Below are 14,504 nucleotides of genomic sequence, written 5' to 3' on the forward strand. Positions count from 1 at the left end.
AGTCTTGATATATCGAGGCAAAAACCGTCCATCTCAGCGACTGTAGCAAATAAACAACGGGGGGCCATGAATATTACCCTGGACAAACTCCGCACCCCAAGCCTGGTGCTGTTACACGACCTATTGATGATCCCCCTTGCCTGGATGGGCGCGTACTGGCTGCGCTTTAATCTGGAATCCATACCGGAAGGGGTTCTTCTGAAAGGCTTCGCATTTCTTCCGTGGGTGGTGGCCACCCAAGGGATCATTTTCTATTACTTTCGTTTGTATCGCAGCCTATGGCGTTTCGCCTCCTTACCGGATCTGCTGCAGATCGCCAAAGCGGTGCTCATGGGTACGGCTTGCATCGCCGTCGGCGGATGGCTGTACGATCGTCTGGAATCGATCCCCCGTTCGGTGCCTTTTATTTATAGCGCCTTATTGCCGATTCTCATCGGCACCCCTCGGTTGATCTATCGATCCTGGAAAGACCAGGTATCCGCCTTTATGACGGGCAAACGCACCTTGGTGGTGGGCGCGGGCCGAGCCGGCGAGATGCTGGTCAGGGACCTCTTGCAAGCCAATGCCCCGGAATACCGGCCGATGGTCCTGGTGGATGACGATTCCAAAAAAAAGGGCCGCGAGATTCGGGGCATCCGCGTCGCCGGAGGATGCCAGAAAATTCCCCGGCTGGTCAAAAAATACCGCATAGACGCCATTCTGATCGCTATTCCATCGGCAAGCGACCGACAAATGCGGCGAATCGTCGAATACTGCGAGCAGACGGATGTGCCATTCCTTACCCTGCCTTCCTTGAAGGAAAGTTTGTTTTACCGTATGCTCGACATGGGTTTACGGGAGGTGTCGATCGAGGACCTTCTGGGGCGCGAACCCGCTCAACTCGACTGGCAAGCCATCCGCACCCACTTGCGCCACAAAACCGTCTTGATTACCGGCGCCGGCGGGTCCATCGGTTCCGAACTATGCCGGCAACTGGCCTCCATGCCGATGGAACGGCTGATCCTGTTCGAATTGTGCGAATACAATTTATTCCGGATTGAAAACGACCTGCGCCGATGCTTCCCGGAGCTCCCCATCGTACCGATATTGGGCAACATTACCGATCCGGCCTCCGTACGCCAAGTGATGGAAACCCATCGCCCGCAGATCGTCTTCCACGCCGCCGCTTATAAACATGTCCCTTTATTGGAAAATCAGCTACGCGAGGCGGTGCACAACAATTGCCTGGGGACCCGCATCGTCGCCGAGGCGGCCATCGAAGCGGAAGCGGAAGAATTCGTACTGATCTCCACCGACAAGGCGGTCAACCCTTGCAACGTGATGGGCGCGACCAAACGGGCCGCCGAGATGATTTGCCAGAGTCTGGACAGTCTTGGTTCCACGCGCTTTCTCACTGTACGGTTCGGCAACGTGCTCGATTCGGCCGGCAGCGTGGTGCCATTGTTTCGCGAACAAATCCGCATGGGCGGCCCGGTCACCGTCACCCATCCCGAAATCAGCCGCTATTTCATGACCATTCCGGAGGCGTGTCAACTGATCATGCAGGCGGCGACGGCGGGCCAGGGAGGAGAAATTTTCATCCTGGACATGGGCGAGCCGATCAAAATCCGTTATCTGGCCGAACAAATGCTCCGCCTGAGCGGCAAACGTCCGGGGATCGATATCGAAATTCGCTACGTCGGTCTGCGTCCCGGCGAAAGGCTGAACGAAGAATTGTTCCACCGGGACGAAAATCTGGTGGCCACCGTCCATCAAAAACTGCTCCTGGCCCATTCGCGTCCCTGCGATCCCCGAATCATCGCCAAACTGCTCGATCAAATGGTCAAGGCCTGTCAAACATCCGATGAAAGTCAGATCATGATCTTGCTCCGCACCCTGGTTCCCGAGTATCGCCCCCAACTGACGCTCGAGCGCCGACTCACCTCGGCCTAGACCGTTTTTTGCCGGGGGCCGAACAGGGCGGTTCCGATCCGGACCATCGTCGCCCCCTCCGAAACCGCCGCCTCCATATCGGTCGACATGCCCATGGATAAGGTATCCAGCCCCAAATCGGCGAGTTCCTCATAAAGCCCGTATAAACGCTGAAACGGACGACGCTGGGCCTCGAAATCCTCGGCCGGCGCGGGCAGAGCCATCAATCCCCGCAAACGGAGGCGCGGCAAGGCCCCCACCGCCCGCGCAAAATCCGTTACCTCCGGGGGAGAAACGCCGGATTTACTTTCCTCGCCGCTCACGTTCACCTGGAGACAAATGTTCAACGGCGGTAGCCAATCCGGGCGTTGCTCACTCAAACGGCGTGCGATTTTGAGTCGATCCACACCATGAACCCAAGCAAAATGGGCCGCAATGTCCCGGGTTTTATTGGATTGGATCGGGCCGATGAAATGCCAGGTTATCTGGCAATGCGACAAGGCTTTCTGCTTGGCTAATGCTTCTTGCAGATAGTTCTCCCCGAAGTGGCACACGCCTAAGCGATAGGCTTCGAGAAGCCGCCGCGGCGGTTGGGTTTTCCCCACCGCCACCAGAGTCACGTGCGTATCGCGACCGGCTTGCTCAAGTGCCGATCGGATCCTTTGTTGTATCTTCTGGAGTCGCTGCTGGATGGTCATGGATTTCGTCTGGTCTATAATTTCTATAATTAAGGCAATTGCGTCACTACAAGGATCTTCCATGGACATTGCAGAACTGCTTGCTTTCTCGGTCAAAAACAATGCCTCGGACTTGCACTTGTCCGCCGGGCTTCCTCCCATGATTCGGGTGGACGGGGACGTCCGCCGGATCAACGTACCGCCTCTGGAGCATAAGGAAGTCCACGCGCTGATCTACGATATCATGAACGATAAGCAGCGCCGCGATTATGAAGAATTTTTGGAAACCGACTTTTCCTTCGATCTGCCCGGCGTCGCCCGGTTTCGTGTCAACGCGTTTCATCAGGACCGGGGCGCCGGATCGGTGTTTCGGACCATCCCTTCCAAAGTACTGACTCTGGACGATTTGGGTTGTCCGACTTTTTTTCGCGAAGTTACCCAAAAGCCGCGCGGACTAATTTTGGTCACCGGCCCTACCGGCTCGGGTAAGTCGACCACCCTGGCGGCGATGATCGACCATGTCAACTCCAACAATTACTCTCATATTCTCACCATCGAGGATCCGATCGAATTCGTGCATCAAAGCAAGAAGTCCCTCATCAATCAACGCGAAGTTCACCGCGACACCTTGGGTTTCAACGAGGCCTTGCGCTCGGCCCTGCGCGAAGACCCGGATGTCATTCTGGTGGGGGAATTGCGGGACTTGGAAACCATCCGCTTGGCCTTGACCGCGGCCGAAACCGGCCACTTGGTATTCGGCACCCTGCACACCTCGTCGGCGGCCAAAACCATCGACCGCATCATCGACGTCTTTCCCGCCGCGGAAAAAGCGATGATCCGCTCCATGCTGTCCGAATCCCTTCAGGCGGTCATCGCCCAGACCCTGCTCAAGAAAATCGGCGGCGGCCGGACCGCGGCGTGGGAAATCATGGTGGGCACCTCCGCCATCCGCAACCTGATCCGCGAGGACAAAGTGGCGCAAATGTACTCGGCCATTCAAACCGGCCGCAAGGAAGGCATGCAAACCCTCGATCAGCACCTTCAGGAGCTGGTGGAGAAAGGGCTCATCTCCCGCCAAAGCGCCCGGATCAAGGCCGTCAACAAAGCTGCATTCTAAAGAGGTCGCCTCATGAACGTCGAATCTTTGCTCACTCTCATGGTCCACAAGAAAGCTTCCGACTTGTTCGTCATCGCCGGCCGGCCGCCGTGCATGAAGGTCAACGGCAAGGTGGAACCGATCAGCCCCAAGAGCCTTAGCGAACCGATGGCCCGGGAATTGGTGTTGGGTGCCATGGATACACGTCAACGCGACGAGTTCGAGAACGCGCGCGAATGCAATTTCGCCATCGCGGTGAAGGATTTAGCCCGCTTCCGGGTCAGCGCCTACTACCAGCGCAGCAGCCCGGCCATGGTTATCCGTCGGATCCAGGACTACATTCCGGAAGTGGAGGAACTGCATCTTCCGCCGGTCCTCAAGGAATTGGCCATGACCAAGCGCGGCCTGATCATCTTCGTCGGCGCCACCGGCACCGGTAAATCCACCTCATTGGCGGCGATGCTCAAACACCGCAACCACCAAAGCTCGGGCCACATCATCACCATCGAAGACCCGATCGAATACACCCACCAACACGCCGGTTGCATCGTTACCCAGCGGGAAGTGGGCACCGATACCGAGTCCTACCAAGTGGCGCTCAAAAACACCCTCCGCCAAGCCCCGGACGTCATCCTGATCGGCGAGGTCAGAACCCGCGAAACCATGCAGCACGCCATCACTTTCGCCGAAACCGGGCATTTGTGTCTAACCACACTCCATGCCAACAACGCCAACCAGGCCCTGGACCGGATTCTGCATTTCTTTCCCGAAGACATGCACGACCAGCTATTCATGGACTTGTCCTTGAACCTCAAGGCCATCGTCGCCCAACAATTGATTCGGCGGGCTGACAGTGAAGGCCGGTATCCGGCGGTGGAGATTCTCATCAATACGCCGCTGGCCTCGGACCTGATTCGCAAGGGAGAGATCCATAAACTCAAGGACTTGATGAAGCGGTCTCGGGAACAAGGCATGCAAACTTTCGATCAATGCCTGTACGACCTTTACCGGGAAGGCAAAATCGGCTACGAAGATGCCCTCAATGCCGCCGATTCGCGCAATGAAGTACGCTTGATGATCAAACTGGGCGCCGACGGCGGAGCCGGCCAATACGGCGAACTGGATAAGATGGATCTGGTGGACGACGAGTAGGGGCAGCCCCTACAAAAATTGTTCACGTCAGCTCCGATAAACCACCCGACCGTCGACCAGGGTATAACGCACCCTGCCCTTCATGGGTTGTCCCCAGTAAGGCGTATTACGCCCCTGGCTGAGCCAGGTGGTTTCTCCCACCTCCCAGAGCACTCCGGGGTCGAACACACACAGGTCGGCAGGCGCACCGGCGGTCAACCTCCCCCCGGCCAAGCCCAAGGCCTGTGCCGGTCCGATGGTCAAGCGGGCGATCGCCTGGGAAAGGGACAAGACGCCCTCGTCCACCAAGCGAAGGGTCAAGGGAAGCAAAATCTCCAAACCCGCGATGCCGGGCTCGGTGGCCGCGAACACATCCCGTTTCGCATCCGCCTCATGGGGTTGATGGTCGCTGCAGATCGCCGTCACCGCCCCCGCGGCCACCGCCTCCCGTAGACCGTCTCGATCCACGGCGGATCGCAGCGGGGGTTGGACGTGCGCAAGGGGATCGAAGCCTTCGACGGCAGCTTCGGTCAAATGCAATTGATGAGCCGCCACATCGGCGCTTACCGGCAACCCTTGCTGCTTGGCCGCGGCGATCATTCCCGTCGCGGAACGAGTGCTTAGACAGGCAAAATGCACCTGCGCCCCAATGTCCTCCACCAAGGCCAGGATCTGAGCGACCGCGACGGTTTCAGCGCTCGCCGGAATGCCCGGCAAGCCCAAGCGGGTCGCCACTGCGCCTTCATGGACGCACCCCCCCGCCGACAACCAACGTTCCTGGGGCCGGACGATCGCCGGCAAGCCGTAGGTGGCGGCATATTCCAAGGCTCGTCGCCAAATCATGGGATTGGCCAAGGGGCGACGACCGTTGCTCACCGCCATACAACCGGCAAGCTTAAGTGCGTGCATTTCACTCAACAGCTCCCCTGCCAAGCCCCGGGTGAGGGCCCCTACCACCACCACCTTAGCCCTATTGGAAAGTTCCGCCCGCTCCCGAATCAGCTCCACCACCGCCGGCGTGTCGATGACCGGATCGGTCTCCGGAGAACAACAGAGCGTCGTGATCCCCGCCTTGGCCGCCGCGGCGGTCTCGGTGGCGACGGTCGCCTTGTGTTCGTAACCCGGTTCCCCTAAGAATACGGACAAATCAATAAACCCGGGGCTGATGACACTGCCTTCGGCATCCAGAATCTCGTCCGCTTGAAATCCGACAGGCTGATCCCCAACCGCGATGATTCGCCCATCCGCGACATAAACGCCGCCCTTAGGCAGCTCACTGCCCATTCCCGTTTGTTCCGAATCGCTGGCCGGGTCCAGCAAGCGACCTTCCACGATGGCGATCCGTTGGCTCATACCTGAACCGCCCCCATCGCCAGCGCCATCACCGCCATTCGGATGCCAATCCCGTGACTGACTTGTTCCAGAATCACCGAATGAACCCCGTCGGCCACATCCGACGCCATCTCCACGCCGCGATTGATCGGCCCCGGATGCATCACCAAGCAATCCGGCTTGGCGCGCTCAAGGCGTGCCTGGGTCAGACCGAAACACTGATAATATTCGTGCTCGCTCGGCAACAAGGCACCTTGCATCCGCTCTCTTTGCAGGCGGAGCATGATCACCACATCCACGTCTTCCAGACCGGCATCCAGATCGCAATAAGGCTCGGCGCCCAAATCTTCCACCGCCACCGGTAACAAGGTGCGCGGCGCGATTACCCGCACTTCGGGGACTCCCAAGGTTTTCAAGGCGTGAATCTGAGAACGGGCCACTCGCGAATGCAGAATATCGCCGACGATGGCCACCTTGAGGGATTCGAAATCCGGTTTGTGCCGGCGGATGGTGAAAACATCCAACAAGGCCTGAGTGGGGTGCGCGTGGCGGCCGTCGCCGGCGTTGATGACACTGATGTGGGGCGCCACGTGGCGGGCGATGAAATGGGCCGCGCCGCTGTCGGCGTGGCGGACCACGAACATATCCACGAACATCGCCTCCAGATTGCGGATCGTGTCGAGCAAACTTTCCCCCTTGGCGGTGGCGGAGACGGCGACGTTCAGATTGAGCACGTCCGCGGATAAGCGTTTGGCCGCTAATTCGAAGGTGGTGCGGGTGCGGGTGCTGGTCTCGAAAAACAGATTGACCACGGTTTTGCCGCGCAAAAGCGGGACTTTTTTAACCTTTTGCTCGGTGACGCTGCCGAAGGATTCGGCGGTATCCATGATCCGCGTCAACCATTCCCGACTCAAGGCTTCGAGCGTCAGAAAGTGACGCAGCCGTCCCTGCTGGTCCAGTTGCAAATCCTCGTCTCCCATGTTCAAGCGCCGCCAGAGAACAATTCCAGACGTAAGGGCTCGGGACCGGTCAGTTTGATACGCTGTCCCGGCGGCAGCTCGATCCGGGCGCCGGCGCATTCTGCCTGGACGGGCAATTCGCGGCCGTTGCGGTCGAGCAACACGCCGAGCACCACCTGCCGGGGACGCCCGTAATCGAACAGCTCATTGAGTGCCGCGCGGACGGTGCGGCCGGTATACAGGACGTCATCCACCAGGATGATATTCCGATCCTCGGTGTTGGGCAAACGACTGGGGCGAACCTCGGGATGCATCCCGATCCGGGAAAAATCGTCCCGGTAGAAAGAAATGTTCAATTGGCCGATGGCCTCGGCGACCCCCAAGCGCTTACGCAACCATTCGGCAACCCACACGCCGCCGGTATGAATGCCCACGATCAAAGGATTGTCCATTTGGCGCATATCGATCTGCCTGCGCAGGCAAGCTTCCAATGCCGCCAACGGCGCCTGTACATCCCACTCCCTTACCTCACCCCCGATACCGATCGACGCCGTTTTCATGCCGCGTGTTCGCGATGGTTGAGCCAGGTTTGCAAAATCAGCTTGGCCGCCACCTGATCGTTGAATTCTTGGACCTTGCGGGCTCGCAGATTGACTTCGTCGAACAACAGGCGCCGGGATTCGAAGCTGGTCAGGTGTTCATCCACCGGATAGACCGGCACCTGATAGCGGGCCTCCAATTGACGGCAAAATTTGCGCATCAAGGGCGTGATGGGGTTGTCCTGGCCGTCGGGCTGACAGGCGATCCCCACGATCAATCCGTCGGGGCACCAAGTATTCACCAGGCGGTCGATGGCTTCCCAGCGGACGCTTTTCTTTTCCGAACGGATGGTTTCCAAAGGGGAAGCCGTCCCGGTAATCCGCTGCCCCACCGCCACCCCGATTTTATGGGTGCCGTAATCGAAACCCAAATAAGTACCACGCTTATCCATGACCGGCCTGCGAGGATAAAAGATCGAGATCGATCCCCAAGCGGCCGGCGGCGGCCCGCCAACGCTGAATCGGTGGAAGATCGAATAAAATATCGGATGCGGCGGGTACGTTGAGCCAGGCGTTATCGAGCATTTCCTGCTCCAACTGCCCTTCCCCCCAACCGGCGTAGCCCAGGGCGATCAAATTTTTCTCCGGCCCACCGCCGGCGGCAATCGCTTCCAAGATGTCGCGAGATGTGGTCAATCCGATCTCGTCATTGATCGCCAAGGTGCCTTCCCAATCGCCCACGGGGCTATGGAGGACGAAACCGCGTTCCGGCTGAACCGGCCCGCCGAGATACACCGGTTGGTCGGCAACGGCGGTGTTTTGAGCGGGAATTTGCATGGAGTCGAGAATATCCGCAAGGCGCATCTCCAGGGGCCTGGAAATGACGATTCCCAACGCCCCCTGAGCGCTATGCTGGCATAAATAGGTCACCGAATGGGAAAAGTTCGGGTCCTCCAGTGTCGGCATGGCAATGAGAAACTGCCCGGTTAAATAAGTATGGTCGTGTTGCGTCATATCACCCTCGAATCTGTCAACGGTCCATGGCCAGACCCGCCTCATTGTAAAACTTCCAGGTACGGGTAATGACGATCTCATCCGCCTGGGCCGCCAATTCGTCGGGAAAAGGAGAAAACGGCGCGGCCAACCGCATGATCCGGATCGCCGCATCGTCCAGCACGCGATGTCCCGAAGAACGGAGAATTTTGATTTTTTCCATCTTGCCTTCCCTGCTCACCCACACGCTGACTACCAGGGAGCCGGACAACCCCTTGCGCCGCGCCTCATCGGGATAATTCAAGTTGCCGATCCGCTCCACCTTCTCCTGCCACGCCCGCTCATAGGCGGCGGCAACGTATTTGTGGGCGCTGATGAGCTCACGAATCGGCACCACCCGCTCGTTAGGGGAATATCGCACCGGCTGCGTGGCTGCGACACCCAGTTCGGCGATCTGGCGGGCCAAGAGGCGCCGGTCCAGATGGGGCTCGCTTGCCGCTTCCGTGGGCTGACCATCGTGAGGCAAGGCGGCATCCGCTTGCGCCTGGGTCAAATGGGAATTGTTCTGCAGATCTGCCTCCGCCGGTTCGTCACCGGGATTTGTGTGATGCTTTTCAGCCGGCTGCCCGCTCGGCTTGGTAGGCGGTTCCCTGCGGGAAGACGCCGTCGCTTCCGCCGACCGTCCAAACTCTGATGGTTGAACCGGACGAGACGGCTTAGCCAGAGGTTTCCCCTCTCCCTCGCTGTCGCTCTGGGCCAAATAGTCCGCCTTGTCGGGCCGCTTGGTATCGGGTTGGGCAATCAATTCGATATCCAAGGTGCGCTCGATTTTGGGAATATCGGGCATGCGGAAACGGATACCGAAAATCAACCCGGCATGCACCACCAAGGCCACGAGGACCGCGACCAACATTCGATCGGACGGACTGCCGAAGGTCCCTTGGGTCATCGCTTAAGCAATCCTTCGATTTCATTCATCAACTGAGCACTGATATTTAATTTGAATAGTTTATCCAATTCCTGAACGCAAGTGGGGCTCGTCACATTGATTTCGGTGAGATAGTCGCCGATTACGTCGATACCGACGAAGATCAAACCACGCTCGCGCAACTGCGGCCCCACCTGGGCGCAAATCCAGCGGTCGCGGTCGGTCAAGGCCCGCCCCTCGGCCCGTCCGCCGGCGGCCAGATTGCCCCGTAATTCCCCCGACGCCGGCACTCTCGCCAGAGCATGGGGAACCGGCTCTCCGTTAATCAACAGAATACGCTTGTCGCCGGCCGCGATTTCCGGCAGGTATTTTTGCGCCATCACGAACCGGCGGCCATGGGCGGTCATCAACTCCATAACGACACTGAAGTTGGGATCATCGGGATGCAAGTAGAAAATCGAAGCTCCTCCCATGCCATCCAACGGTTTGAGGATGATCTCCCCCTGCTCGCGCAAAAATTGCCGGAATTGCCGCACATCGCGAGACACCAAGGTGGGTGCGCAACACTGGGGAAACCAAGCGGTGAAGAGTTTTTCATTGGCGTCCCGCAAGGAGCGGGGCTTGTTCACCACCAGCGTACCGCGCTGCTCGGCGCATTCAAGCAAATAGGTCGCATAAATGTATTCTTGATCGAAGGGAGGATCCTTGCGCATCAAGATCACATCCAAATCATCCAGCGGACGCTCGCATTCTTCCTCGAAGGAATACCATCGCTGCGCATCGCGTTGGAGGGAAAGACGGCGCATGCGCGCATAAGTTCGACCGTCGCGGAGGTAAAGGTCATTCATTTCCATATAAAATAAATCCCAACTCCGCGCCTGGGCTTCGAGCAGCAAGGCGAAGGTGGTGTCTTTATGAACTTTGATCTCCCCGATGGGATCCATGACAACGCCGAGTTCTATATTTGAGCTGGTGGCCATGAAGGAACTTTGCCTCCGCTGATTTCAATCGATTTGGCTTAAGATTGGATGCAAATGGAAATGGTATCATCCTTTTTTGCCGAAACGTCGCATTTGGGTTAAAATTCACCGTTTAAATTCATTGGATAGATCGGGGTTAAACCATGTCCAGAGTGTGTCAAGTAACGGGCAAACGACCCATTACCGGCAACAATGTGTCCCATGCCAACAATAAAACCAAGCGGCGTTTTTTGCCCAATCTGCACGAGCACCGGTTTTGGGTGGAAAGCGAGAACCGCTGGGTTAAACTGCGGATCTCCAGCCAAGGTATGCGCATCATCGACAAAAAAGGCATTGACGTGGTGCTGGCCGACATGCGTCAGCGCGGCATCAAGATCTAACTTACCTTCAGAGGTCACATAGCATGCGGGATAAAATCAAGCTCGTCTCGACAGCCGGTACCGGCTATTACTACACCACCACCAAAAACAAGCGCACCACGCCCGACAAGCTGGAATTCAAAAAATACGATCCGGTGGTTCGCAAACACGTGGTTTTTAAAGAAGCCAAAATCAAATAATTTTCTCCCCCGCAGCTCCCAGGTTGCGGGGGAGACTGTTTGTTATTGAGCGAATAGCTCCCCCGTTTCCGTCGCCGCGCCCTCTTCCTCGCCCAGCGACTGGACAGGCGCTCCGTATTCCGGCGTCGTTTGCGCCGCATCATCGGCGAACAAATTCGAATCTTCCACCTCAGCCGGCGCCTCAATTTTTGCGCTCTCACTTCGCGCCGGCGGCTCAGACACAGCCGCACTATCCGCCTGCCCCCATCCCTGCAACCAATGGCGACCGCTCTCGGTTTGCAAGCCAATTCCCAATCCCGCCAGGCTTATCAACACGCCCACCAACAACCACAAGGCTTGAGAAAACCAGTGACCGGAAGCGTGCCGAATGGATGGGGGCGGCGGATTAAGCGGTAGCTTCTCGGGATTCACCGGTACCAATCCGGACGGCAAGGCGGCCGTCGAATGGGTTGATTCCATCTCCTTTCTTAGGCGATCGCATTCTTGGCGGCTTGCTTCCACCTGGCGGCGCATGGCGGTCACATCCTCGTCCGCTTGCTCGCGCACCATGGCAAGCTCGCTCTGCAAGGCTTGAATGACCTCGTTCTCATCCTCGGCTTGGGCTGCTTCCCAATACTGGCGGATCACTTCCTCCAAATCCGATATCCGGCGACGCAAGGTTTTAGTTGTTGTTTCCAATTCCTCCTTTTCTCGCCGCAAGCCTTTTATTTCCGCCTTCAATTTTTGATCCGAAACACTTGCCGGCGGTGGTGCCTGTCCTTGCTCGCGCGCTTTTTTTCTCTCTCTAAGCGCATCGTCATTTCGATTACCTTCAAGCTCGAATCGGGAGACCACGTCTTCTTGCGTCTCCTTCTCCAAGATATCATCGGCGGCAGGTTCCGAGCTTTCCTGAACAATCTTGCCGGCCTCCCCTTTCTCCTCAACCACCGGAGAAAAGGCGATGGTTGCGGCGGTTTCCGAATCATCCATTCGGTCATTGAAGGACCGACCTTCTTCCTGCAAGCACTTTTCCGGTACGTTGGTCAATCCGCCCGTCAACGCCGCGGCTTCGAAACCGAAACGCAACAGGAGGAAAGTCGCCGCAACGCTCACCCCCCCCTGATCGCACACCAAAATATACCGGCGTTGACGTTGCAGTCCGCCCAATTGCATTCTCAGGGAAAAGAAGGGAATATTGAGGCTTCCCTCCAGATGATTGCGCCGATAACTCTCGCTATCGCGCACATCCAACCAGACCGCTCCCTGTTCCACCTCGCGAAAGGCCGACTCGAAACTGACCTTCTCCAATACCGGCTCCACCACCAAAGACAAAAAATCGTCCTTTTCCAAGCGCATCACGACGCCATCGGTGAGCATGGTCACATCCACCGCCCGGGGCTGCCCGGAAAGCAATGCATCCTCGCCGAACATATCTCCCGGCCGGAATTCCGCCAATTTAATCTCGCGCGCGTTGGGATGTGGCCTGCGGGTTACCCGGCATTTACCGGCTCGGAGAATATAGAGCGCGTCTCCGTAATCGCCTTGAGCGATGACTTTCTCCCCACGACTGACTTCCATTTCTTGCAAGCGCGAGAGCACTTTTTGCAGATTACTCGCCGGCAGGCGTTGAAATATCGGCGATTTAAATAATTTGGTCATCCAGTCGGTGGTTTCTTCCATTTCTTTTTCCGGCTGGGACTGCATTTCCTCGTCTTGATAATGTTCCATAGGCTTCAAGCGTCGATGATCGATACGAATATAGCGAAGCTCCGTCAGCGCTCTGGCCGCCAGTTTTCGCGGCACTTGATGGGCGAGTGGAAAACGGGCGGCGTCGCTGGCGCCGCTAACTTGCTCCATGAGGATTCCATCCGCTTCCAATGCCACTTCCCCTTCCAGAAGATAAATCCAATCCGGATCCTCTTCTCCCCGCTGAAAAAGGACTTCTCCCGGGGCCGCCTCATTGATCGCCAACTGCTTACACAACTGTTCGCAGCGAGCTTGAGGCAATAAATGCAATGGAATCAAACGCCGTACATACGGATACAATTCGGATAGGGTGCTCACCTAATCCGTGCTCCTCCCTTGCAGCATCTCGTTATTTTTTCATCGCTGACTGACAATGAAATTTTTAATCAAACCCGGAACTCACGTGGTGTCCGGCGGGGAAAGATTTAACCTCCCCCCTTAATAATAATGCCCTTGCAGGTAAATCTAGCCTAGCATTAAAAGAGACATCCACTTTTTACGAAAATTTCAGGACTCCGTCACCAAAAACAAAGAGGGCGTCCGAAGACGCCCTCATCCGACTTGCAAAATTCCTAAAAAACGGGATATTAGCGCACTTTCGGATCCAGTTCACCGGAAGCATACTTTTTATAGGTATCTTCCAGGTTGATCGGCTTGATTTTGGAGCCGTTACCGGCGCAACCGAAAGCCTCATAGCGCGCCTTGCAGATTTCCTTCATGGCTTGAGTCGCCACGGCAAAGATCTTGCGCGGGTCGAACTGCTTGGGGTTTTCCGCCATGAATTTGCGCATCGCCCCCGTGGAGGCCATCCGCAAATCGGTATCGATGTTCACCTTGCGTACCCCGTGCTTGATGCCTTCGACCACTTCTTCCACGGGGACCCCGTAAGTCTGCCCCATGTCGCCGCCATAGGCATTGATGATTTCCAGCCAATCCTGCGGCACCGAAGAGGAGCCGTGCATCACCAGGTGGGTGTCGGGAATCCGCGCATGGATTTCCTTGATGCGGTCGATGGCAAGAATATCGCCCGTCGGCGGACGGGTAAACTTGTACGCGCCGTGGCTGGTGCCGATAGCGATCGCCAGGGCATCCACCTTGGTTTTTTTGACGAAATCGGCCGCCTCATTGGGGTCGGTGAGAAGCATCTCCTTGGTCAGTTGACCTTCCGCGCCGACGCCGTCTTCCTTGCCCGCCTGCATGGTTTCCAGCGATCCCAGGCAACCCAGTTCGCCTTCCACCGAGACGCCGCAGGAATGGGCCATTTCCACCACTTTGGCGGTCACTTCCACGTTGTATTCGTAGGAAGCCGGGGTCTTGGCGTCCGGCATCAGGGAGCCGTCCATCATCACCGAGCTGAATCCGGATTGGATCGAGCGCGCGCACACGCCGGGGTCGGCGCCGTGGTCCTGGTGCAGCACCACGGGAACATCGGGCCACTGCTCTAACGCCGCCACAATCAGATGGCGCAAAAACGGCTCGCCCGCGTATTTGCGCGCGCCGGCCGAAGCCTGCATGATCACCGGGCTATCCACTTCGGACGCCGCGTCCATGATGGAATGCACCTGCTCCATGTTGTTCACGTTGAATGCCGGCACGCCATAGCCGTTCTCGGCGGCATGATCGAGTAATTGTCTAAGGGTGATAAGTGCCATTCAAATTTCCTCGTTGATTGAG

At 57.4% G+C, this 14,504-nt stretch carries 15 protein-coding genes; 5 read left to right on the plus strand and 10 right to left on the minus strand.

Annotated features, from left to right (window positions below; genetic code table 11):
* Positions 1-66: 66 nt before the first annotated feature.
* Positions 67-1,932, plus strand: coding sequence for a polysaccharide biosynthesis protein (locus tag H035_RS0110920; protein ID WP_022949010.1), 1,866 nt, complete (start codon positions 67-69; stop codon positions 1,930-1,932).
* Here the strand turns inward: H035_RS0110920 and H035_RS0110925 are convergent.
* A complete protein-coding gene (locus H035_RS0110925; RefSeq protein ID WP_022949011.1) occupies positions 1,929-2,609 on the minus strand; it encodes a YggS family pyridoxal phosphate-dependent enzyme in 681 nt (226 codons plus the stop codon). The genes H035_RS0110920 and H035_RS0110925 overlap by 4 nt on opposite strands.
* A 61-nt stretch (positions 2,610-2,670) precedes the next feature.
* On the opposite strand from H035_RS0110925, the gene H035_RS0110930 reads away from it, so the two are divergent.
* Both H035_RS0110930 and H035_RS0110935 read left to right on the plus strand, forming a co-directional pair.
* A complete protein-coding gene (locus H035_RS0110930; protein ID WP_022949012.1) occupies positions 2,671-3,705 on the plus strand; it encodes a type IV pilus twitching motility protein PilT in 1,035 nt (344 codons plus the stop codon).
* Positions 3,706-3,717: 12 nt separating this feature from the next.
* The gene (locus H035_RS0110935; RefSeq protein WP_022949013.1) at positions 3,718-4,836 is read left to right on the plus strand and encodes a PilT/PilU family type 4a pilus ATPase; all 1,119 of its coding nucleotides are present in this window, start codon (positions 3,718-3,720) and stop codon (positions 4,834-4,836) included.
* Positions 4,837-4,863: 27 nt separating this feature from the next.
* On the opposite strand, the gene H035_RS0110940 is transcribed toward H035_RS0110935, so the two are convergent.
* The 7 genes from H035_RS0110940 to gshB are packed head-to-tail and all read right to left on the minus strand — an operon-like array spanning position 4,864 to position 10,546.
* Positions 4,864-6,168, minus strand: coding sequence for a dihydroorotase (locus H035_RS0110940; protein WP_022949014.1), 1,305 nt, complete (start codon positions 6,166-6,168; stop codon positions 4,864-4,866).
* Positions 6,165-7,127 carry an aspartate carbamoyltransferase catalytic subunit gene (locus tag H035_RS0110945; RefSeq protein ID WP_022949015.1) on the minus strand — a complete coding sequence of 321 codons (963 nt, stop codon included), beginning with the start codon at positions 7,125-7,127 and terminating at the stop codon, positions 6,165-6,167. The genes H035_RS0110940 and H035_RS0110945 overlap by 4 nt, the downstream gene beginning before the upstream one ends.
* 2 nt (positions 7,128-7,129) lie before the next feature.
* Positions 7,130-7,666 (minus strand): bifunctional pyr operon transcriptional regulator/uracil phosphoribosyltransferase PyrR, encoded by a 537-nt coding sequence (gene pyrR, locus H035_RS0110950; protein WP_022949016.1) that lies wholly within the window; start codon positions 7,664-7,666, stop codon positions 7,130-7,132.
* Entirely contained in the window at positions 7,663-8,097 is a 435-nt protein-coding gene (gene ruvX / locus H035_RS0110955; protein WP_022949017.1) for a Holliday junction resolvase RuvX, read from the minus strand. Before ruvX ends, pyrR begins: the two co-directional genes overlap by 4 nt.
* The gene (locus H035_RS0110960; protein ID WP_022949018.1) at positions 8,090-8,659 is read right to left on the minus strand and encodes a YqgE/AlgH family protein; all 570 of its coding nucleotides are present in this window, start codon (positions 8,657-8,659) and stop codon (positions 8,090-8,092) included. Before H035_RS0110960 ends, ruvX begins: the two co-directional genes overlap by 8 nt.
* A 16-nt stretch (positions 8,660-8,675) precedes the next feature.
* On the minus strand, positions 8,676-9,587 hold the full coding sequence (locus H035_RS19330) for an energy transducer TonB (RefSeq protein ID WP_022949019.1): 912 nt from the start codon (positions 9,585-9,587) through the stop codon (positions 8,676-8,678).
* Complete coding sequence (gene gshB / locus H035_RS0110970) at positions 9,584-10,546, minus strand: glutathione synthase (protein WP_022949020.1); 963 nt, start codon at positions 10,544-10,546, stop codon at positions 9,584-9,586. Before gshB ends, H035_RS19330 begins: the two co-directional genes overlap by 4 nt.
* 143 nt (positions 10,547-10,689) lie before the next feature.
* On the opposite strand from gshB, the gene rpmB reads away from it, so the two are divergent.
* Together rpmB and rpmG are read left to right on the plus strand one after the other, a co-directional pair.
* A complete protein-coding gene (gene rpmB, locus H035_RS0110975) occupies positions 10,690-10,926 on the plus strand; it encodes a 50S ribosomal protein L28 (protein WP_022949021.1) in 237 nt (78 codons plus the stop codon).
* A gap of 23 nt (positions 10,927-10,949) precedes the next feature.
* Positions 10,950-11,105, plus strand: a complete 156-nt coding sequence (gene rpmG / locus H035_RS0110980) for a 50S ribosomal protein L33 (RefSeq protein WP_022949022.1) — start codon at positions 10,950-10,952, stop codon at positions 11,103-11,105.
* 42 nt (positions 11,106-11,147) lie between these two features.
* Here rpmG and H035_RS20845 read toward each other — a convergent pair whose 3' ends face one another.
* Positions 11,148-13,148 (minus strand): cyclic nucleotide-binding domain-containing protein, encoded by a 2,001-nt coding sequence (locus H035_RS20845; protein WP_022949023.1) that lies wholly within the window; start codon positions 13,146-13,148, stop codon positions 11,148-11,150.
* Positions 13,149-13,417: 269 nt separating this feature from the next.
* Positions 13,418-14,482 (minus strand): class II fructose-bisphosphate aldolase, encoded by a 1,065-nt coding sequence (gene fba, locus H035_RS0110990; protein ID WP_022949024.1) that lies wholly within the window; start codon positions 14,480-14,482, stop codon positions 13,418-13,420.
* Positions 14,483-14,504: the final 22 nt, after the last annotated feature.

Source organism: Methylohalobius crimeensis 10Ki (genome assembly GCF_000421465.1).
Taxonomy (GTDB): domain Bacteria; phylum Pseudomonadota; class Gammaproteobacteria; order Methylococcales; family Methylothermaceae; genus Methylohalobius; species Methylohalobius crimeensis.

What these genes read in the sequence shown, in the direction of transcription:
- H035_RS0110920 (WP_022949010.1), top strand. Translation starts at nt 67, where the DNA reads ATGAATATTACCCTGGACAAACTCCGCACCCCAAGCCTGGTGCTGTTA.
- H035_RS0110925 (WP_022949011.1), bottom strand. Translation starts at nt 2,609, where the DNA reads ATGACCATCCAGCAGCGACTCCAGAAGATACAACAAAGGATCCGATCG.
- H035_RS0110930 (WP_022949012.1), top strand. Translation starts at nt 2,671, where the DNA reads ATGGACATTGCAGAACTGCTTGCTTTCTCGGTCAAAAACAATGCCTCG.
- H035_RS0110935 (WP_022949013.1), top strand. Translation starts at nt 3,718, where the DNA reads ATGAACGTCGAATCTTTGCTCACTCTCATGGTCCACAAGAAAGCTTCC.
- H035_RS0110940 (WP_022949014.1), bottom strand. Translation starts at nt 6,168, where the DNA reads ATGAGCCAACGGATCGCCATCGTGGAAGGTCGCTTGCTGGACCCGGCC.
- H035_RS0110945 (WP_022949015.1), bottom strand. Translation starts at nt 7,127, where the DNA reads ATGGGAGACGAGGATTTGCAACTGGACCAGCAGGGACGGCTGCGTCAC.
- pyrR (WP_022949016.1), bottom strand. Translation starts at nt 7,666, where the DNA reads ATGAAAACGGCGTCGATCGGTATCGGGGGTGAGGTAAGGGAGTGGGAT.
- ruvX (WP_022949017.1), bottom strand. Translation starts at nt 8,097, where the DNA reads ATGGATAAGCGTGGTACTTATTTGGGTTTCGATTACGGCACCCATAAA.
- H035_RS0110960 (WP_022949018.1), bottom strand. Translation starts at nt 8,659, where the DNA reads ATGACGCAACACGACCATACTTATTTAACCGGGCAGTTTCTCATTGCC.
- H035_RS19330 (WP_022949019.1), bottom strand. Translation starts at nt 9,587, where the DNA reads ATGACCCAAGGGACCTTCGGCAGTCCGTCCGATCGAATGTTGGTCGCG.
- gshB (WP_022949020.1), bottom strand. Translation starts at nt 10,546, where the DNA reads ATGGCCACCAGCTCAAATATAGAACTCGGCGTTGTCATGGATCCCATC.
- rpmB (WP_022949021.1), top strand. Translation starts at nt 10,690, where the DNA reads ATGTCCAGAGTGTGTCAAGTAACGGGCAAACGACCCATTACCGGCAAC.
- rpmG (WP_022949022.1), top strand. Translation starts at nt 10,950, where the DNA reads ATGCGGGATAAAATCAAGCTCGTCTCGACAGCCGGTACCGGCTATTAC.
- fba (WP_022949024.1), bottom strand. Translation starts at nt 14,482, where the DNA reads ATGGCACTTATCACCCTTAGACAATTACTCGATCATGCCGCCGAGAAC.